Raw genomic sequence first — 19,266 nt, forward strand, 5'->3', positions numbered from 1 at the left:
GGGTGTTGTAAAAATGCCAGTGGGGCAGGCGAGTGCGGGGCAGGAATTCATTGCGGTCGCGGCAAAGCAGAAGTGGCGGAGGTTCGGAGGTGTTTTATACGGAGGAGTGACAAGTGGATGCTGCACGCCGACCAGCTGCTGAGGTGGTTCCAGGCGTCGCGGGGCAAAAGCGGTAGCGCCATCCACTGTGGTGGGTTGCTTGACGACCAGGTTTTTTCATGACGATGCCAAGTCACAGCTACAGATGATTCTTGGTGCTTTCGACGTGACTTTGTTGGCCGTGCTGTTGGCGCATGGCGCCGGCCATTCAGGCATGCTATGGTGAGTGTTGGCCCAAGTTTAACTCGCGTCTTGGCCCCTTTGACCTCGGCAATGATGCCTAGGCTAATCAGTATCCGGGTACTTGTAGAGTGCCCCTTTTTGCTCAGGCGCTCTTGCTGCCCAAACTGATATACCCGTGCAACGCGCGCCACCCAGTCAAAGAATTTGACTTCCATCTGGTCGCGGGTCACCGTTACTGTTTGGCGGTGCGGCTATTGACGACATCGCAGCCTTCTGCCGCTTGATGAGCCTATTCTTTCCCTTCAACTCCTTGTGCCGCTTGCGCGTAGGGGAGGCCGCGCCGTCCGGCCCCCGCCGGGTAGGTCGGTGGCCACCTTGTGATTGATGGCGCGGCGCTGGGCCGGCTGAAGCTTGGCCAGCTGGGCGTCGGCCCAGGCTACCAGTGCGTGCAGGTCTTCGCCGATGGCGTCGCCTCGGGTACCGGAATTGCACTAAGCGAGAGCATAGTTGCGGCAGAGGCGAGTCATCGCGAGCTCGTTACGAAGGTTGCGCAAACCAGACTTGTGCTGGAACGTAAGCGGGCGCATGCAAAGGCGGTAGCGCTGCTGGAAACGCAACGGCAGCAGAGAGAAGTGCGGTTCCGCTCACGTGAGCAGAAAAAAACAGCGTTCGACGCGACCCAGCAAACCCATAATGCTGCACTGACGGCGAATGATGTTAATTCGATGCTGGAGGCATTGACTGGAACCATCGCACTCAAGCGTAGTGGCATCGCTGCGGCTAAGCAGTCTTATGCTGAATGGCAAGGCGCTGAAAGCCGTAAGAGGGGCGAGGAGCAAAATCTCCAGGCAAGGAACGCTGAGATTGAATCGCTTAATGAGAACCTCCGTATTGCGGTAGCTGAACTGGAGCAGGCTGTACTGGAGCACCAATCCGCCAAGTCAATTTTAGCTGTGTATCAAGAAGCAGCTGGAGCAATCCGTGCAGCTGTCTCCACAGTCGCTGAGAAACTACCGATTGGTACCGACAACTGCCCCGTGTGTCTGGAACGCCATGGGGAGCAGGTGCTGCGTCTTAAAATTGCGGACGCGCTCAATGCAATGGACCCACGACTTAGTGAGGCGACGGCAGCTCTTCGTTTAGCAGCGGAGAAATTGGAGAAGGCCCAAAAGTCAAAAGATGGAGAGAGCGCCGCGCTCTCTACCGCACAAGCTATGCGTGCGCGCGTCAACGAAGCGATTGCTGCCATTGAATCGGACATAAAAATTGCCAGGGGTAACAGCCTTCTTATTGGTCTTGAGCCAGGGGAAGTTCAAGAGCGGCTTGATTCTTTGCAAGCCGAAGTCGATAGCGATAGTTCGGAACTCGATGCCAAGCGTGTTGCGCAAGAGCCCTCGCTTAGTGTCGAGGACATGACTCAGCTGACTGCACGTTTCAACTCCGAAAAAAGAGAATTAGCGGAATTTGATGAAGCTCTGGCTCGACTGGATGAGACGATTAACGACACCACCGCAGCGCTTGCGAAGCTCGCCCCGTTGGTCACAGAGGATGTCACCATCGAACAGGTTGAACAAGCATTGTCGTCGCTTGAGGAGCAAGTACGACTTAGTTCTGCCGGCATTGAGGACGAACAGGCCAAGAAATCTGCTTTGGCTAGAACACTGCTTGACGTGGACGCTGCAATCTCACGAATCACGCAGCAATTAGAACTGGACCAAGCTCGTTTCGAAACACAGCGGTCTAAGTGGGTATCTGCTGGATTGATTACGCCGCCTTCTGATGAACAGCTAGAAGCCATTAAAGAAAAACTTCTGGCGGATAAGACGAAGGCCCAGACAGCACAAGCGAAGCTCGGTGAGATTGAGACTGAACTTAGCCGTATCGCTGAAGCTAATGTCCTCGCGACCGCTCAGCAAGCAGTTGATGCCGCAAGGGGCGGGAGCACGGAGAGCGACTACGCCCGGATTTTGACGGAGGAGTTGACGAGTGTTCAGGACGAGCTTGCGCTGGGTGCTGAGCGTAAGATTGCGTTGGATGAGTTTCACGCGCACCTGACCAGTGGCATCGATAAAATCCGTGACAAGATTGCGGACGTCGTCCCTCAATGGCAAGCCATATTGCGACGCATTGTTCAAGAGCCTCGTTTCTCGGGCACGAACTTGAACTACTACAAGAGCCGTAACAAAGATCACGCGTCGGTCCAAGTTGGACTTGGCAGTGGGAGTGTCGGCGTCTCGGATGTCGCGAGCCAAGCGCAAATGACGGATTTACAGCTGTCATTCATGCTTGCAATGGCGACGGTGCATCAATGGTCGCCTTGGAAGGCCCTGCTGCTGGATGACCCTACTCAGCACCATGACTTAGTGCATGCATCGTCGGTCTTCGATGTGCTGCGTGATTTCATTGCAGAGCACGGCTTCCAGGTTGTTTTAACCACTCACGATGCTCAGCAAGCGCGTTTCCTGATGCGTAAGCTGAGTAATGACGGAATTGACGCAAGGCTCTGGACACTTGAACCATCGCTTAATGGAATGACCGCTAAACAACTAAGTGGGTATCAATAGGCCGCACTCGGTCTATAGCAGTCTGTATTGATGAAATTTTAGGTTGCAGAGGAAGTTCATATCGTGGATGTGTCTCATGTCAATCAGATAATAAAATGTCGTGATTTAATTTTTATTAAAGGGGGCGTAGGTGAAGGAGATATTTACTTATCAAGAGCACGTCCGCGATGATGCGTTTGCAGAGCGTTCACCGGGATTCATGAGGCGATATGGAACCGTTGGTTTTTTTCGAGATAAAGATGATTCGACGTGCCCTTTTTGTAATTGCCCTGCTGAGCAAGTACATTATGAACGTGTAGTCGACTATCCGGATTGGTTAGACGGAGGGGAGTATACGTTAGTTAAGTATGTTTGGTCGTGTCCACAATGTGGATGGTGGCGAAGCCGAACGAACAAGAAAACTGACGGAACGATAGATGCGGTATCAGCTATTGTCAGAAGCGCTGTGCTTAAGAAATATGATTTATCTAGTAAGGATTTGCCGCTCACAGTACTTCAGCAGCATTTACGTGAAAAATACGAGGACGTTATTCATATCCATGACAAACAAATGGAAAAGCTAGTTCAGTCTGTCTTCGCTGAGTATTTTAACTGCGAGGTCGAACATATAGGCAAGTCTCACGACGGAGGGGTCGATTTATTGTTAATTCAAGCCGATAGTCCAACTGTTATTCAAGTGAAACGTCGTCGTTCCTTGCCGCATGTAGAGTCAGTCAGCGGAGTGCGAGAACTCATAGGGGCTACTTTATTAAAGGAAAGTAAAAACTGCATCTTCGTATCGACTAGTAGTAAGTTTTCTGAACCCTCGAAAGAGGCTGCACAACGAGCGGTTGAACTTGGGATAGTGGAGAGCTATGAGTTGTATGATTTTCAACGTTTTTCAAGCGCTCTAAAATTGGTAACACCTGCTGCTAAAAATCATTGGAAAGGACTTATTAACGAAGATACTTAGAAATTTAGAATTGTGAGTGTGGATTGCGATGGCAGTGAGTTTCTCATACAGCTCTGCATCTGACCGACGCCTTTGCGCACCTATCAGAATGGGGTTGCGCCTCCCCTAGTGCAATTCGTGACCTAGGAAGTAGCACCGGCGACCTAACGGTTTGCAGCCATTTCGTGGGCACTTTAAATCGCCACACTACCACTGCTGAGCTGGCGTCATACGGAACTCAAACTTACTGCCATAAGCGGTTGATAAATTGCGATATTAAGCTCATGAGTGAAGGGAGATTTGAGTTGTCAGGGTTCGTCGTTAGTCCGCCCTATGGGACTCGTTCGGAGCAAGTCATCCTATCCCTCAGTTTGTGCGCGACACGGGGTGGTTCTGAGGTAAAGGAACTGGCATCCAGAAAATAGTGAAAGTAACGATGGCCATCGCGCTACACTCGACTGGATAGAATCGATAGCTCAACAACTTAAGAACCTTATGAACAACCTAACTATAAGTATAAGCAAGGCTTGGTGGGAGCACTTGGTACCCAAGACAATGATTCCACGTCGCCGAGATGTCGAGGCGCTACTGAACAGGTTCGTGAAATCTTTGCCGTACGGATTAGAGTGGGCAAAAGTTGCGGCAACTCCTAAGGGACTTTTTAGAATGAAGGTGGGGAACATTATCCCGGTCGTTCATTTGACTTTTATCGAAGGCCATCCAGGATTCGTCGCACCTCTGCAAACATTTAGATTAGGACACCGGACTGTAAGTCGTGAGGCAGAGTACTTGTCAGGAAAAGCGCTTGCCGAGGACGAGCACGTGATGCAACCACTCATTGCCATTGAATTGGTAACTGACCCGGTCTATGTGGCAGCAGCTGCCGCAGGTAAACTAAAAATAGATGAAACCAAAATCGTAAAGCCGAGTCAGATATTTTCGATTCCAGCGAACCTTTTACTCTCACCAAGATATTCACCTGAAATTGCGTATGCACTTTATCAGCATATTTTTGGCAATGGGTCTTCCTATCCCAATGACGGATTTTTCTTTGTTGGCGTTACCAAGAGAAGTTGGCAAAAACGTTGGTTAGAGCACAAACGTGCAATCGAAACAGGCAGTCATCTACTTTTTCATCGCAGATTCAGAGAGGAAGCGGAGAGAGGACGGATTACTTACATTAATCACAAGGTAATGGGCGTAACGGATAATCTTGAGTCTCTCTATGCCGCAGAGGAGTTTCTTGTTGAAGGGCATTGGGACGACGAGCGTCGTTTGAATATGATTCCTGGTGGAAAATCAGGGCTGAGGTACTTAAGAGAGAACGGCCTACTTGAAAAATCTGTTGTTCCGTTACCTGATGAGCGCTACAAAATCGTCGATAAGTGGCTTAGGGAGAATCCGCGTAAGGGCTTGCCAGCGCCATGGGTTGCAGAAAAGTGGAAGGATAACGACTGGGCCGTTGCGCAGATTTGCGGGCGTGATGGTCGGCTGTCCGTGGAACAAGTGCGAGCAATTCGGGAGCTGGCGAAAAAACACACTGCGGAGGAAATTTACGAGCGCATTGGCGCTAAGGACGTAGCCCAGGTTACTCGTGTAATCGACGGGCGGACATACGTGCGCGTCGATTAGATATTTTGAGAAGAGATTGCTACGCGCACTATCGCAGATTAAAACTCAGCTACACTTCTAGCTTTCCCCGTGGAGAATCCCTCTTCAATTGTCAAGGAACCAAATGAACCGAAAAAATCCGCGAAACGAATGTTCGCAAAAATTGCTGGCAGCAGCTGGTACGCGATTCCTACCGCGATGATTGAGTCATATCGCCAGGCAGGCGCTGATGTAGTGAGCGCATCAGAATTGCCACAAAATTGCGAGAGTTCAGATTGCGTCGGCTAACTCCGTCAAGCTTCGTCTGCCGATAAGTTTGTGGTCTATACGCGAGATAGTGAAACCCATCTTCTGCCAAAAGCTTGTTGACGTGTGCGGCGAGCATTCGACCATCAACTCGCTTGCTCCGTCGGCCCGCGCTTCCGCCACAAGAAACGACACCAGATAGGCCCCAATCCCACGGCTGCGCATGTCGTGGCGTACCTCGAGCACGCTGTCTCCCGTGACCAAGCTTCCCCAGAAATACGCCACCGCGTTGTCGCTCTTGTCTGCAACGACGAGCATGCCTTTTTCCTTGAAAACAAGAAGCGTCGTTGGCCAGTTCACCGCAAGTGAGTCGAGTTCACCCGTGGTCGCCAGCCATCGCTCGATTATGGGGAGGTCAGCTTTTGTGGCTGGTCTAATGGTCCACTGGGAGGAGCGCATTTCTACTGTCTAAGATATTGAAGGAGGGGCTGAATTTTATCTGGCCCCCCATTCCTGAGCAGCCGTGTACTTCAATTTTCTCATCGAATGCGTCATTACGTCAGCCGCTAATTTAGACGCACCATACCACGCTTGAGCGCACCGGAGTGGTAGCTGTAGACCACGGACGCAAGCGCGTCCAAGTCGGCGGGCAGAGCCCAACTGCGCGGTGTTGCAATGATTGACGCTACTGCCATCGCGACTGTGTAGTAGCTCTTCTTGTTCTTCATGGTGCTCTCCATCGTTTTTGAGAGGGTTGCGTGATTGCTTCTCGTGCTCTACCTTGTGTAGGGTTTCGTCGATTACGCGAATGACTGCGAGATGACGTTGCAGTGCGTTACGCGTACCGGGGCATGCAGACTGCTGCGGCTGTACGAGGCCCGCTCGTCGGTCGTGCACTCGTACACTTCAATCTCTTGCACGCCAGCGCTGGCATGGTGATTCTCCTTTTTTAAAAGATGGACGCAGCGCGCATTTGGTCGCCCGGGCTCAACAAGTTCAGTGCGTCGCACTCTTCTTGCGTAATCTCGCGAGTCTCCGACTTCGAGCCCGCTCTGCGTGTCATCGTGAGCGCCGCGTCGTCGTAGCTATATTCGATGGAAACCAGCGGTTCGCCGGTGCTGTACTCTGTGAATTTATAAACTGCCATGGTGGCTCTCCTGAGTTGTGCCTGGCGCTGAAGTGCCCCGGGTATACTACCTATATCAACAATGTTTATATAAACTGGTCGTAAATCTAAACGCATTACACTGCGGTAATATATATGGCGACCGACCAGGCAGGATGACTAAGCGCTGAAAGCAAAATGCTCCAAATTTCGGAGCGTTTTAAGAATCAATTAAGGTTGTCAGCCATGCGGGGGGGCCATAGATGACGCCGGCATTCTCAGCATGATTGACGACAAACTCATTTGGCAAATCGCGTTCTGCCGCCGTCCAAGCCTCTACCGTCTCGGCCCGTGCCATCAAGGTCGAGCTCCGGTGCAGCTTCATCAAACTAAGCGCGATGCGACCTTACCTGAGGGCCGCCGATGGCCGGCGTGCGTTCAACAAGTTAGCCAATGAGTGCACTCGCAGCTTCGCTGGAGAAACCCCAGTAGCGCGTTCAGACGTTGTGCGACGCCAGGTAAAGCAGCGTTTCATCGATGTAGTCCTTCCACGTCAGCAGCTGCGCTCGCTCGTGGAAGGACTACTACCTATGACCTCTAAATGTGCACCGAGCCCCGCGACGCAAAGCAGTTAACTTAAGTTGTATCCCTTACACGCTCCGCCGTCGAAGCCATTTTGTGCACTCAAAAGGTAAGCGGCTGCGCTGCAATCCTTACGGCTATCGTCCTTTCAGCCTCCCGCCCAAGCCCAACCTCTGCTGCGGTCTACGCGCCCAATACTTGCAGCGCTAGCATTTTTATCACAAACATGCGACAATAACGGGCTTCACGGCATAGCACGTGAATGTGCCTCGGTGGTGAAACTGGTATACACAGTTGACTTAAAATCAACCGCTTTGCGGCGTACCGGTTCGATTCCGGTCCGAGGCACCACCCCACTCAGATTTGCGCACAAAAAACCCGCACTAGACGGGTTTTGAATTAATAGTATTAAGTAAATGCGAGCCTAGAGCCGGGAGACTTAAAACTTGCCGACGCAAGTCTTTCTGGGTCGATTCCGGCCGCCCGCACCAGTACCACACTTACTTCTGAGTCAGCGCTGCTTTTTCGAGCACAGCATCAGCTTCGACCATCGCGTGGATACGCTGCATCGGCGTCGAAAAGTCTCCAGATGCCTCCCGCGCTGCCTGCGCTTCTTCTCGCACCCTGGCGAAGAACGCCTTTAGTTTTGCCTCCCTCATCGTTTGTATATCACGCAGCGCCATACGCATCTCGTCTAGATGTGCGTCTTGTCGGTCACGTAACCGCTCAACGCGCAAATGTTTATAAGGGCCCAGCGACAGCACGTTCACGTCTCCGACGAGGCTTGCAATCTGGCTGTCACTCATGTCCGTGTCTTCGAACAACCGGCTGATAAACTCGTGACGCACGATGTGCGGGTTGATGCTCGAAGGCAGGCGAGCCTTTTTCGCCAGTGTGCGCCAGGCGTTGTAATACGAAAACGGTGTGCAAGGGCGATTCGCAGTTTCATCCTCAGTGCGCCGACGTCGGATAGGGTTACCTTTCGCATCATGCGCAAGTGGTGCGTTAGCACGCGAGAAGAACAGATATTTCGAGCCAGCTTCCTGTGCTCGCTCGCAGCAATCCCTAACCATATCGAACACTTCGTCGCCAAAAAGCACTATGCGCGCGTTACGCTTCTTTTGTCCTATGCGGGGGATGCTGACCTTGCGTTCCTCCAGGCTCACCCAGCTAAGTTCAATTTTCGCTGCCTCCCCAGGCCGAGTCCCTGTTTCGAACACAAAATACAGCCATGGCAGTAGGCAAGGATTAGCGTTCTTGGCCGTACCGATATGCCGAGCGGCGTCGTACATGTCGAGCTGCTGCTTTAGGGTGATGCGGGCTTCTTTCGGTATGCATGTCGGCAGTTCGAAGGAGTCACGCATGATATTGGCCGTGACGAGGTTTCGCCGCTTCGAAAACTTGAATACGGCTCCCAGGAACGCTTTCTCAAGCCGCACAGAGTCGGCCGAGATTTTTTTATCGAGCGTAGTGCCGTTGCGGTGCTTTACTCGTTCGCCGCAGCGTATGTCGATGTAATCCTGGACCATAGCGCCGTCGATGACAGAGAGTGCATAGTTTCCGAAGTACTCGAGCAGTCGCACGGAGCTGCTACGCTCGCGTCCCTGGGTGCCGATTGCTTTTTCCCGGAACTTAGGGCCGTCGAAATACCGCTGCACAGCGACCCGAAAGGTCAAGCCGGCGTTTGGCCGCGCCACGCCTGAGCTCTTCGCAACAACCAGCTCCGCTTCACGCGAAACACCCCACGCCATCGCTTCTTCACGAGTGTCAAAAACCTTGCCGATGGCGGCTAAATTCTTGCGGCGGATTTGAACGCGGAACTTCCCCGACGGCAATTCTGAAACACTTGCCATTTTCACTGCTTTCGTATTTTTCGTTGATTTTCCTAGTATATCTCGTGTGTAAGTTTTGCACACGGACTTTTCGGCAACTCTGCCATTGACGCAAAGAAAATCTCAAAAAACCTTTATCTAAGGGCATTATGACTAGAGCTGCAAAATTTTTCCGGCGTGCACACAAAGTCTTTTAAGTCTCCAGTGTCTACCAGTTTCACCATCCGGGCAGCGCGGCGAGATTCTAGCACAGGTGATGTGCATCACGCCATCTTGTGCCTGAGCCGCGCTGTCCGGTTTGCGCCGGACAGCATGGTTTTATCTACCAGCCGTCAGAACGTCGCCTTGAACTGCACCCCATACGTGCGCGGCTCGTTGACGATGCCTGTCAGGTTGTCGAAATCGATCGCGCCCAGCGACTGGACCTGGTTGGTGATGTTGCGGCCATACGCGGAGAGTTCGTATTTGTCCCATTTGTAGCCGACGCGCAAGCCGCCTTCGAGCAGTTCCTTGGCCTTGTATTCCTTCGCTTCATACAGGAAGAAGTTGTAGCTGGTGCGGTAGGCCCAGTCCGTGTAGGCGTAGAACTCGCCATTGGCGAGGGGAATGCTGTACTTCAGGGTGAAGTTAGTCTGCCATTCCGGCGCGCGCGGCAGCGGGTTGCCGTCGATGTAGGCCGTACCCTTGAACGGGCCCACCGGGTCGGTCACGGTGCAGCCGCTGGCCGGGTTGTTTTGCGCGTTGCCGCAGCTTTGCACGAACAGCTTCTTGTCCTGGATTTCCGTGTGGTTGTAGCTGCCGCCCAGGGTCATGCTGAGCGAATCGCTGAGGTTAGCCTGGAAATCGAGTTCCACGCCACGGCCCGTGGCTTTGTCGGCGTTGAGCAGCTGGTTCATGTTGACAGCGCCGCTGCCGGCCGTCAGTTGCTTGTCCTTGACCCGGTACTGGAACACGGCCAGGCTCAGGCGCGCGCGCTTGTCGAACAGGTCTTGCTTGATGCCCGCCTCGACGGACAAGGCTTTCTCGGCACCCGCAAACGAAGGGCGGTCGGCCAGGCCGTTCAGGCGTCCCTGCATCGATGGCGCGCGGTAACCGGTGGCGATGCGCGCGTAGGCATTCGTTGCCGGCGTGAGCACATAGGTGCCGCTCAAGTCCCAGCTGATGTTGTGCGACGTGTCGTTGAGGTTGAAGGGGCCGGCCGTGGTCGCTTCCACGCGCTTGGCCGAGAAATCCTTCTTGTCGGTCGTGTAGCGCAGGCCGGCGCGCAGTTTCAGGGCATCCGACACCGTGTAGTTGAGCGAGCCGAAGGCCGCGTACGACTTCGAGCTCTGGTTTTGCGTCGCGTAGTTCGGGCTTTGCGGATTGCCGGGCGCCAGGCTGTCAAAGCTGATGCTGTCGATCTGGATATCTTCCTTGAAGTAGAACAGGCCGGCTATCCATTGCAGCGGGCCGCGGGCAGACGACTCGGCGCGGAATTCCTGCGAAATCTGCTTGTGGTTGGGGATCACGTCGGCCGTTTCCACGACGAAGGGGATGAAACCGGGACCCATCGGCGGCGCGTACACGGCGCCATAGCCGCCGTCGACGTCGGCGCGGCTGAAGAAATCGAGTTTTTCGTAGCCGGTGATCGAATGCAGGGTGACGCCGGGCAAGTCCCATTTCAGGCGCATGCTGCCGCCCTTGGTTTTCAGGTGCTGGCGGTTGATGCCGTCGGTCGGGTAGTTATCGTAATCAAAGCCGTCGACCAGGTCGTTGGTGCCCTGTTTCAGGATGTTGGCGCGGAACAGGGTGGCCGTGCCGTCGAGGTTGCGCGCGTGCACGTTGAACAGGGCGCTGAAGTCGCGCGTGGGCTTGACCAGCACCTGCAGGCGGGCGGCGCTGTCTTCATAGCCTTCGAAGTCGCGCGTGCCGGTGGGGCGCGGGTTGTGCACGCGGTCGTCGCGGCGCTGGGTCTGGCCGGAAAAGCGCAGGGCCACAGTGTCGCTGACGGGCACGTTGAAGGCGCCTTCCAGGTTCTTCATGCCATCCTTGCCGAAGCCGCCGCTCAGATAGCCTTCCGTCTTGAAGACGGGTTTGGCGGAATCGAACTTGATCACGCCGGCCGGCGAGTTGCGGCCGAACAAGGTACCTTGCGGGCCGCGCAGCACCTCGACCTGGTCGACGTCGAAGACGGGAAAGCCTTTCAGCATGGCGTTTTCCTGCACCACGTCATCCATCACCAGGCCTACCGGCTGCGAGGCGTTCAGGTCGAAGTCGGTATTGCCCAGGCCGCGAATGTAGAAGCGGGGGAAGGTGCGGCCATAGTCCGATTCGACCGAGACGCTGGGCGAGCGGCTGTTGAGGAAGCGGATGTCGGCGCCGCCGGCCGTCAGGGTGTCGAGCTTGTCGCCCTTCAGGGTGGCGATGGACATGGGCACGTCCTTGATGTTTTCCGCGCGCCGCTGCGCCGTCACGATCACCGTTTCCAGCTGGCCAGGACCGGCCTGTGCCGCCGGAGCGGCAGGGGCGTCGGCGGCAGGCGCCGGGACGTTGTCCTGTGCCTGCGCCATCGCCTGCAGGGGAAAGGCGGCAGTGATTGCCAGGGCAATCAGGGTGTGGCGTACTGTGCTGGCATGCGGTGTCATCATGAAACGGCTCCTGTCGGTCAAGGTTGTTGGGGCATGCAGGCTGGCGCTGGCCAGCTGAACGAAAAATTATGCTAGCACGGAAAGTTTTGGTATTCATGCCATTTTCCAGCGACGGCTATTCATATCCGTTTCGACTGAATACACGAATAAAATCGTATTTGTCGTCAATATCTGGCGGGTGCATAGTGGAGTGCCGGCAGGCTTGTGCGAGCGCAACAGCGGCTGGGCATGGCGATGCAGTTTCCTGCGGGAGCGCAAAAAGAGCGATGTTTTTTGCCATGCTGCCGGCTTGCGGGCACTGGAAATACAACAGCTGCCGCAGATTTTTTTGGAAGGGGGCTTGTTGTTGCAGCGCGACAGGGGAAAGCGCGGCCTGTGGCTATCCCCCTGTGCGTGTGAGGCTGGGCATGCGTGGCGCATGCCCGATCTGCTGAATTAAAACTCTTCCCAGTCGCCGGCCGTCACGGCTTCCGCTTGTACGGAACGGGGTTTTGCCGGTGCGGCCTGGCGCTTGACGGTGCTGCTGGCCTGTGCCGGTACCAGGCGCAGCGGCTTGTGGCTGGCGCGCGCTGGCGCGAAGGTTGGCGCGGGCGCCGCCGCATGGCTGTCGTGCGTCTTGAAGACGCTCACGGTTTCCACCAGGTGGCTGGCCTGGTCGCGCAAGGATTCGGCCGCCGCCGCCGCTTCTTCCACCAGGGCCGCGTTTTGTTGCGTGACACTATCCATCTGGGCGACGGCCTGGTTGATCTGCTCGATGCCGGCGGACTGTTCCTGACTGGCCACCGTGATTTCCGCGATGATGTTGCTGACGCGGGCGACACTGGCGACCACCTCGGACATCGTCGTGCCCGCCTGCGCCGCCAGCCGGGAGCCGGCATCGACGCGGCTCACGGAATCGTCGATCAGCGCCTTGATTTCCTTGGCCGCGCTGGCGCTGCGCTGGGCCAGGCCGCGCACCTCGGTCGCCACGACGGCGAAGCCGCGGCCCTGTTCGCCGGCACGCGCCGCTTCCACTGCCGCATTCAGGGCCAGGATATTGGTCTGGAAGGCGATGCCGTCGATGACGCTGATGATGTCGACAATCTTGCGCGACGATTCGCTGATCAGGTCCATGGTGCCCATCACTTGGCCCACCACGGCGCCGCCCTTGCTGGCGACGTCCGATGCGGTCGTGGCCAGCACCTTGGCTTCGCGGGCATTTTCCGCATTCTTGCGCACGGTGCTGGTGAGTTCTTCCATCGAGGAAGCGGTTTCTTCCAGTGAGCTGGCTTGCTGTTCCGTGCGCAGCGACAGGTCGCTATTGCCGGTGGAAATCTCTTTGGCGGCAAGCGAGACCGTGTCGGAATCCTGGCGCACGGAGGACACGACCGTGGTCAGCGACTCCTGCATGCGCTGCAGCGCCGACAGCACGCTGACGCTATCGTTCGGTGCAACACTGAGTTTGCCTGTCAGGTCGCCGGCGGCAAGCAGGCTGACGGCGTCGCACAGCTGTTTCGGTTCGGCGCCCAGCGACTTGAGCAGGCTACGCGTGATGAGCCAGCCCGCCAGGCCAGCCAGCACGATGGACAGCAAGCTGGCGCCGATGAGGATATTCCTGTTGAGGATGTAGTGCTCGTTGTCTTCCTGCAGGATGACGGCGGAGTGCCTGTCCGTCAGGGTGAAATATTCATCGCTGGCGGCGACAAGGGCGGCCAGCAGCGGGCGGCATTCCTCGTTCATCTTGACAATGGCTTGTTCGGTTTTCTTTTGCAGCGCCAGGTCCACGATGGCCAGGGCCACGGGAGCATAGCGTTTTTCGATGCCGTCGATCTTGCGGATGATGGCGCGCACCTGGTCCGACACCTCGGGCTGCTGTGCCAGTTGCAGCAGCTGCTGCATGTTCTTGACGACATCGGCGTGCGCCTGCAAGACCTGCTTGCGTTCGGTTTCCAGGTCTTCCGGCTTGGTGACGAGCACCAGGTTCCTGGCCGCCACGGCGCGCATGTCGATCGCGTCACGCACGCGGTGGGCCGCGTTGGTGCGGGCCGTGATGCCGTTGACATACTGCTCAAAGCCCGTGTTGAAGGTGGAAAAACTCCGCACGGACAGGATCGAGATGCCGATGAGGAAAAAGACCAGCAGGCCGAAAGCCAGAGTGAGCTGGGTGCGTACGGTGAATTTATCCATGATGTCTCTCCCAAAATACGTGGTGACGATTAGAAAGGGGGCTTGCGTGGGACCAGTGGCAGGCGCTTGCCTGGCAGCGGGTTGTTCCCTGCGCAGTGCTTTTCTATCCAGAACACGGATTCGTGGTGTGAGGATCGAGTTAATTCAAAAAACCGATTTCAATAATTTATTTGTTTTATTTATTAAATTCATTGTTGCACAAAAAATTCAGTAAATCAATGACATTTTGCGTGTCAAAAAACAACTTTTCGACATGGGATACTTGTTCAGACAGGTATCGGCGTACCTTGGTGAAAGATCATCTGCCAGCGGCCATCGCGCCACTTCCACAGCGAACTGCGCAAGCTGGCGCTGGCGGGCAGGGCGCCGCTGGCGTGGCGCTGCGAGCGGTAGGTAACGAAGGCAACGTCGTCGGCCAGCAAGCGGGCCTGGAAATCGCTGATGCTGCGCGGGCAAAAGTCTTCCGCCGGCAAGTCGGCCAAGGTCGCCGCGCGCGTCCACAGCAGGCCCGAGCTGCCGAATTCGACGAACTCGTCGGCCAGCAGTGCCGCCAGCCTGGCGCCGTCGGCACGCACGGCCTGGCTTTGCAGCGCCGCCTCCAGCGCCTGCAGCTGCGCCGCCAGATCCGTGGCGTCCGGCCCCTCCGGCCCCGTCATCAGATGGGAAACGCGCCGGCGCCCGATACATTCAGGCAGGCGACCTTGTCGCTGGAAAAATACTTGATTTGTCCTAGGCCGATGGCGTAGCAGCCGTCGCTGAGCGGGGAAATGGGGCCGGTGAGTTTTTCACCGTTGATCAAGGTCACCACCCAGGGCGTGGCGGCTGGTTTGCCTGCGTGGGTCAGGGCGTGTTGTACCAGGTCTGACATGCTGCCTCCAAAGAAATGTGGTTGGGCAGATGATAGCAGTGCGCGGCCGTTTTAAGCGTCGGCCAGCAGATTCTTGGGCAGCGCCACCGACGTGAGTTTCCAGCTCCACAGGCCGTCGCGCGTCAGGGTCAGTTCGCCGATATGGCTTTTGCTGTGGGCGCGCTGCACGACAACGCTGTTCCAGGAAGTGTAGCGCAGTTTGTAGTCGGGCTTGGTGTTGCGCTTGCGGCCGCTGATGTCGCTGACCTTGGCGAGTGGCTTTTCGTAGCGGTCATTGAGCTTCATCAAGGCGACGATGCCTTCGGGCATCAGCATGGTGTCGAGCAAGGGATCGATGACGTCGGGACTGATGTCGTCGGCCACTTCCGGCGCCGAGAACAGGGCATGCAGTTGCTGCCCGAGACTGCCGCGCAGCTGTGGCAGGTCGATCTGTGCAGCCAGCGCCTGGCTATCCTCGTCCATGGTGGCCGCGCGGATCTTGTCCATGGTGAAATACGGACTGCCATAGAAGAGGCCGGCCAGCGCGACCAGTACCGCTACAGCGAGAAGCATCATTCTTTTCATCTGCGATCTCTCGGATCCCTGGCGACCCGGTGCGCCTGAAGTGTTGGCATTCTACATAATATTTCCCAAAATCAATATGGCGGTTTAGGTAAGTGTTGTTTTAGATCAAGTTTTGTCAGAGTAATTCCGGCGGCAAGGTAATGTCCGCCAGTTTCCAGTCCCAGATGCCATGGCGGCGCAGCAGGAACTGGCTGGCGGCGGGGCCGGCGCCGCTGCGCCGCAGCACCACTTCGTTCCACGAGCGGTATGCCATGCCGAAGTCGTGGCGCTTGCCGTCCGCTCCCTGCTTGCCGTGCAGGATCAATACCGTGATGCCGGGCGGCGAGACGATGGTGTCGAGCATTTCCTTGAAATCGTCTTCATTGGCCGTCTCGCCGGCCGCCCGCAGCTGGCGCGCCACGCTGGCACGCACGGCGGGCAGGTCGGCCTGCTGCGCCAGGGTTTCCAGGCGCACGGATTTTGCCGCGATGCTGATGCGGTACATGGCGATGTAGGGGCTGACCCAGGTGAAGCCGATGGCGGCAACGCCAAAAATGATCGCGGTGGCGTACTTTCTTTTCATGGTCCGTGTTTTTTGTATGAGCTGTGCCGCCGTGATTTTACCCGGCCAGCGGTGGCGGATGGTGTAGCATTCGTGCCGGCGCGGACCATCGCGCCGCAATATTGAGGACAACCATGAATATCACTATCAATCAGGTGCTGCAGTCGTATATCGACCCGCTCACCGCCAGCGAGTACGCGGCGCTCGAGCGCAGCCTGCTGGCCGAAGGCTGCCGCGATGCGCTGGTGCTGTGGAACGACGTGCTGATCGACGGGCATAACCGCTACGCCATCTGCCGCCAGCACGGCATCGAATTCAAGACCATCCAGAACACCAGCTTTACCTCGCTCGACGACGTCATGCTGTGGATGATCGACAATCACCTGGCGCGCCGCAGCGTGTCGGATTTCCAGCGCGGCGTGCTGGCCCTGCGCAAGAAGGAAATCGTCGCCGCGCGCAGCCCGGCACCCGTCAGCGCGGCCGATGCGCCCGAAGGCGAAAACGCGCCCAAGCCCCCCATGAGCACGCGCGAAGAAGTCGCCAAGGCCGCGCGGTTGAGCAGCAACCAGATCAGCCAGATCGAGAAAATCCGGAAAGCGGCGTCGCCGGAACTGGTGGAAGCCGTCCGTTCGGGCACGATCTCCATCAATGCGGCGGCCACCGTGGCGTCCCTGCCGCCGGAAGAACAGGTGGCGGCCGTCGCCGGTGGTAAAAAACTGCTACGCCAAGCGGCCAAGGAAATCCGCGAACAGCGCGCCGCCACGCGCACGCCGCGCGAGCCGAAGGTGCCCCACGTGTCGCAGGACACACCGGAGACGGGTAACGAGCCATGGGCGGACAACGCAGCCCAGGCGCCTAGTGAGGCGGAGCGCCTGCGCGGCGAGATCGCCAGCCTGAAACAGAAGGTGGCGCAACTGCAGGCGGAAAATGTGGAACTCAACCAGCGGATTGCAACTCTCATCGACGCATCCTGATTATTGGAGTAGTGAATGCCAGCTCGCCGTGCCTTGTTTGTCGCCATCGCCTGTGGCGCCGTCGCCGCTCCTCCCGTGCTGGCGGCGCCCGCCGTTTCTGTCACGGACATGGCCCGCTGGCAGGCGCAGGCCGCCCATGTCAGCATCGCGCGCGACACCTGGGGCGTGCCCCATGTGACGGGCAAGACGGATGCGGATGCTATCTTTGGCCTGATGTATGCGCAGGCCGAGGACGATTTCCCGCGCGTGGAACTCAATTACATCAACGCCATGGGGCGCTTGGCGGAAGTGGAGGGCGAGCTGGAGCTGTACCGCGACCTGCGCATGAAGCTCTTCATCGATCCGCTTGAGCTGCAGGCGCAGTACCGCGCCAGCCCGCCGTGGCTGCGCAAGTTGATGGATGCGTTTGCCGATGGCTTGAATTTTTACCTGGCCACGCACCCGCACGTCAAACCCAAGCTGATCGCGCATTTCGAGCCGTGGATGGCCTTGAGCTTCAGCGAGGGCAGCATCGGCGGCGATATTGAATCGGTCAACCTGGCGCAGCTCGAAGCGTTTTACGGCCAGCAAGCCAAGCCTGCCACCGTGGCGCTGGCCAGCGTGGAAACTGGATTGGAGCCGGAGCCGAGCGGCTCGAACGGCTTTGCCATCGCGCCCGCGATCACGAAAAATGGCCATGCGCTGCTGATGATCAATCCACACACCTCGTTCTACTTCCGCCCCGAAGTGCAGGTGACCAGCGGCGAAGGCTTGAACGCATATGGCGCCGTCACCTGGGGCCAGTTCTTCGTCTACCAGGGTTTTAACGACCGCCTCGGCTGGATGCATACCTCGGGTGGCGGCGACGTCATCGACGAATACCTGGAAAGCATCGTCGACAAGGATGGCGCATGGTTCTACCGCTATGACGGCGGCCTGCGCCCCTTGAAAGCCGTACCGATTACCTTGCCATATAAACTCGCGAACGGCGGCATGGGCTCGAAAACCATCACCGTCTACTACAGCCATCACGGCCCCATCGTGCGCGCCCAGGATGGACGCTGGGTGGCCGTGCGCCTGATGAACGAACCGTTGAAGGCGCTGACGCAGTCGTACACGCGCACCAAGGCGCGCGATTACACGGCGTTCTACAAGACGATGGAATTGCGCACGAATTCGTCGAACAATACCGTGTACGCAGATGCGGATGGCAATATCGCCTATTTTCATGGCAATTTCATCCCCGTGCGCGACCCGCGCTTCAACTGGAAACAGCCCGTCGACGGCAGCGATCCGGCCACGGAATGGAAAGGGTTGCACACGGTGGCGCAAACCATCACCCTGTTCAATCCAAAGAATGGCTGGATACAGAACACGAACAACTGGCCGTATTCGGCGGCCGGCGCCAACAGCCCGCGCCAGCAGGACTACCCCGCCTACATGTCCGTGTATGGCGAAAACGCGCGCGGCCTGCATGCCGTCAAGGTTTTCCAGAACAAGAAGGATTTCACGCTCGACAGCCTGATCGCCGCCTCGTATGACAGCGAACTGACGGCGTTTGAATCCTTGCTGCCGCCGCTGTTTGCGGCATACGATGCGCTGCCAGCGGGCGACGCGCAACAGCTGGCGCTGGCCGACAAGGTGGCCTTGCTGCGCGCCTGGGACTGGCGCTATTCGCTGACGTCCACGGCCACTTCCTTGGCCGTGTTCTGGGGCCAGGAGCTGGCCGAACTGGCTGGCAAGCAGGCGCGCGAGCAGGGCGTGCCCGTGGTCGATTTTCTGGCGACGCAGAAGGTCACGGCGGCGCAGCGGCTGGCGGCTCTGGCAACGGCGGCCGATAAATTGCAGCGCGATTTCGGCAACTGGCAAACGCCGTGGGGCGAGATCAACCGCTTCCAGCGCCTGACGGGCGACGTGGTGCAGCCGTTCGACGATGCGCAAGCCAGCTTGCCCGTGCCTTATGCGTCGGGCAACTGGGGCGCGCTGGCCGCGTATGGCCAGAGCGGCAAGAGCACCACGCGCAGGATTTACGGCGAACGTGGCAACAGCTTTGTCGCGGCCGTGGAATTTGGTCCTCGTATCAAGGCGAAAAGCATCCTTGCCGGTGGCCAGAGCGGCGACCCGACGTCGCCGCATTTCAAGGACCAGGCGGCCATGTATGCACGCGGCGAATTCAAGGAGGTGCTGTTTTATCCCGAGGACGTGGCGAAGCACTTGGAGCGCAGGTACCGGCCCGGGGAGTGAAGTTGGTGAGATGTCGGATTACGCCCTCGCGGGCTAATCCGACCTTGTATTATTCCCTTCATGCCGTTCGTGATATTGCGAACGGTATCGACCGCTGTCAAAATCTTGGTAGGCATATCAAGACCGGGTAACTGGATGCCGTATCCGCCC

Annotated in this window: 16 protein-coding genes and 1 tRNA gene; 7 read left to right on the top strand and 10 right to left on the bottom strand. The window is 57.1% G+C overall.

Annotated features, from left to right (window positions below):
* Nucleotides 1–659 precede the first annotated feature (659 nt).
* The 3 genes from ACQ4WO_RS18415 to ACQ4WO_RS18425 all read left to right on the top strand — a co-directional run bounded on the left by ACQ4WO_RS18415 (nt 660) and on the right by ACQ4WO_RS18425 (nt 5,409).
* Nucleotides 660–2,846 carry an SMC family protein gene (locus ACQ4WO_RS18415; protein ID WP_436482681.1) on the top strand — a complete coding sequence of 729 codons (2,187 nt, stop codon included), beginning with the start codon at nt 660–662 and terminating at the stop codon, nt 2,844–2,846.
* Nucleotides 2,847–2,976: 130 nt separating this feature from the next.
* Nucleotides 2,977–3,798, top strand: a complete 822-nt coding sequence (locus ACQ4WO_RS18420; protein ID WP_436482682.1) for a restriction endonuclease — start codon at nt 2,977–2,979, stop codon at nt 3,796–3,798.
* 579 nt (nt 3,799–4,377) lie between these two features.
* The gene (locus tag ACQ4WO_RS18425; RefSeq protein WP_436482683.1) at nt 4,378–5,409 is read left to right on the top strand and encodes a hypothetical protein; all 1,032 of its coding nucleotides are present in this window, start codon (nt 4,378–4,380) and stop codon (nt 5,407–5,409) included.
* 249 nt (nt 5,410–5,658) lie between these two features.
* On the opposite strand, the gene ACQ4WO_RS18430 is transcribed toward ACQ4WO_RS18425, so the two are convergent.
* The 3 genes from ACQ4WO_RS18430 to ACQ4WO_RS18440 all read right to left on the bottom strand — a co-directional run bounded on the left by ACQ4WO_RS18430 (nt 5,659) and on the right by ACQ4WO_RS18440 (nt 6,781).
* Nucleotides 5,659–6,093: a GNAT family N-acetyltransferase gene (locus ACQ4WO_RS18430; protein ID WP_436482684.1), complete on the bottom strand. Its 435-nt coding sequence runs from the start codon at nt 6,091–6,093 to the stop codon at nt 5,659–5,661.
* A 107-nt stretch (nt 6,094–6,200) separates the two neighbouring features.
* Nucleotides 6,201–6,362, bottom strand: a complete 162-nt coding sequence (locus tag ACQ4WO_RS18435; protein WP_436482685.1) for a hypothetical protein — start codon at nt 6,360–6,362, stop codon at nt 6,201–6,203.
* A 221-nt stretch (nt 6,363–6,583) separates the two neighbouring features.
* The gene (locus tag ACQ4WO_RS18440; protein WP_436482686.1) at nt 6,584–6,781 is read right to left on the bottom strand and encodes a hypothetical protein; all 198 of its coding nucleotides are present in this window, start codon (nt 6,779–6,781) and stop codon (nt 6,584–6,586) included.
* Nucleotides 6,782–7,587: 806 nt separating this feature from the next.
* Here ACQ4WO_RS18440 and ACQ4WO_RS18445 point away from each other — a divergent pair.
* Nucleotides 7,588–7,672: transfer RNA gene (locus ACQ4WO_RS18445), tRNA-Leu, on the top strand.
* A 149-nt stretch (nt 7,673–7,821) separates the two neighbouring features.
* Here the strand turns inward: ACQ4WO_RS18445 and ACQ4WO_RS18450 are convergent.
* The 3 genes from ACQ4WO_RS18450 to ACQ4WO_RS18460 form a co-directional block, all read right to left on the bottom strand.
* A complete protein-coding gene (locus tag ACQ4WO_RS18450; RefSeq protein ID WP_436482687.1) occupies nt 7,822–9,174 on the bottom strand; it encodes a tyrosine-type recombinase/integrase in 1,353 nt (450 codons plus the stop codon).
* 311 nt (nt 9,175–9,485) lie between these two features.
* Nucleotides 9,486–11,780: a TonB-dependent receptor gene (locus tag ACQ4WO_RS18455; protein ID WP_436482689.1), complete on the bottom strand. Its 2,295-nt coding sequence runs from the start codon at nt 11,778–11,780 to the stop codon at nt 9,486–9,488.
* Between the two features lie 435 nt (nt 11,781–12,215).
* The gene (locus ACQ4WO_RS18460; RefSeq protein WP_436482690.1) at nt 12,216–13,946 is read right to left on the bottom strand and encodes a methyl-accepting chemotaxis protein; all 1,731 of its coding nucleotides are present in this window, start codon (nt 13,944–13,946) and stop codon (nt 12,216–12,218) included.
* Between ACQ4WO_RS18460 and ACQ4WO_RS18465 the strand changes: the two genes are divergently transcribed.
* The gene (locus ACQ4WO_RS18465) at nt 13,945–14,160 is read left to right on the top strand and encodes a hypothetical protein (RefSeq protein WP_436482692.1); all 216 of its coding nucleotides are present in this window, start codon (nt 13,945–13,947) and stop codon (nt 14,158–14,160) included. The genes ACQ4WO_RS18460 and ACQ4WO_RS18465 overlap by 2 nt on opposite strands.
* Nucleotides 14,161–14,212: 52 nt before the next feature.
* Here ACQ4WO_RS18465 and ACQ4WO_RS18470 read toward each other — a convergent pair whose 3' ends face one another.
* The 4 genes from ACQ4WO_RS18470 to ACQ4WO_RS18485 all read right to left on the bottom strand — a co-directional run bounded on the left by ACQ4WO_RS18470 (nt 14,213) and on the right by ACQ4WO_RS18485 (nt 15,940).
* Entirely contained in the window at nt 14,213–14,602 is a 390-nt protein-coding gene (locus tag ACQ4WO_RS18470; protein WP_436482693.1) for a nuclear transport factor 2 family protein, read from the bottom strand.
* Complete coding sequence (locus ACQ4WO_RS18475; protein ID WP_436482694.1) at nt 14,602–14,814, bottom strand: hypothetical protein; 213 nt, start codon at nt 14,812–14,814, stop codon at nt 14,602–14,604. Before ACQ4WO_RS18475 ends, ACQ4WO_RS18470 begins: the two co-directional genes overlap by 1 nt.
* Nucleotides 14,815–14,865: 51 nt before the next feature.
* Nucleotides 14,866–15,369, bottom strand: coding sequence for a DUF2939 domain-containing protein (locus ACQ4WO_RS18480; protein WP_436482695.1), 504 nt, complete (start codon nt 15,367–15,369; stop codon nt 14,866–14,868).
* 124 nt (nt 15,370–15,493) lie between these two features.
* Nucleotides 15,494–15,940, bottom strand: coding sequence for a DUF2939 domain-containing protein (locus tag ACQ4WO_RS18485; RefSeq protein ID WP_436482696.1), 447 nt, complete (start codon nt 15,938–15,940; stop codon nt 15,494–15,496).
* A gap of 113 nt (nt 15,941–16,053) precedes the next feature.
* Here ACQ4WO_RS18485 and ACQ4WO_RS18490 point away from each other — a divergent pair, with 113 nt between their 5' ends.
* Both ACQ4WO_RS18490 and ACQ4WO_RS18495 read left to right on the top strand, forming a co-directional pair.
* Complete coding sequence (locus ACQ4WO_RS18490) at nt 16,054–16,893, top strand: hypothetical protein (protein ID WP_436482697.1); 840 nt, start codon at nt 16,054–16,056, stop codon at nt 16,891–16,893.
* A gap of 15 nt (nt 16,894–16,908) precedes the next feature.
* Nucleotides 16,909–19,116: an acylase gene (locus ACQ4WO_RS18495; RefSeq protein ID WP_436482698.1), complete on the top strand. Its 2,208-nt coding sequence runs from the start codon at nt 16,909–16,911 to the stop codon at nt 19,114–19,116.
* Nucleotides 19,117–19,266: the final 150 nt, after the last annotated feature.

This window comes from Janthinobacterium aestuarii (assembly GCF_051380835.1).
Lineage (GTDB): Bacteria > Pseudomonadota > Gammaproteobacteria > Burkholderiales > Burkholderiaceae_D > Janthinobacterium > Janthinobacterium aestuarii.